The organism is Halorubrum sp. Atlit-28R (assembly GCF_003665955.1).
GTDB lineage: Archaea > Halobacteriota > Halobacteria > Halobacteriales > Haloferacaceae > Halorubrum > Halorubrum tropicale.
The window spans coordinates 1-499 of sequence record NZ_QPLS01000157.1 but is presented as its reverse complement, the minus strand read 5'-3'; the positions used below and the strand labels follow the sequence as shown (position 1 = coordinate 499).

At 60.5% G+C, this 499-nt stretch carries 1 protein-coding gene; it reads right to left on the bottom strand.

Translation table 11 applies throughout. The annotated features are described in order from the left end of the window. Nucleotides 1-497: hypothetical protein (locus tag DVK06_RS17305; RefSeq protein ID WP_121601145.1), on the bottom strand; the 497-nt coding region annotated here is incomplete at its 3' end. Between the last annotated feature and the right edge of the window lie 2 nt (nucleotides 498-499).

The following is a 499-nucleotide window of genomic DNA, read 5'->3' as shown; positions in this document are numbered from 1 at the left end:
TACTCCGGGTCACCGTCCGTCTCGCGGGTCTCCACGATTCCGTCGAACGGTTGTTTCAAGAGCGCTAGCTCGCGTTCGTCGACGAACCCGGTGTCGAGTGTGAATACGCCCGAAAAGCCAGTCGCTGCGATGCGGCCGGTGATGACATGAAGGAACTGAAACAGTCGTTTCATGTCGGCGTACATCACGAGCGTCGAAAGAACGTGAAGCCCGACTTGGGCCGACTGGCTCGCCTCATAATGCTCCCGCAGAGCCTCAGTCAGGTGAATTCCGATGCCGGTCAGGTCGCCGGGACTGGAGACATACCGGAGGTTGTCGGCGGTGGTCCGCTGGTCGAGCAAGTCCGCGACACTGGTCGTGTCGATAACTTCGAACTGCTCGGGTGACACGCCCGTGAGGTGTTCGAGTTCCTGCGCGATGGTGGGTGCGGGTTTCTTCGTCGTCACGACGACCGTACCGGCGTTCTCGTGCTCCTTCTCGGCGAGCATCGAGAGCATGA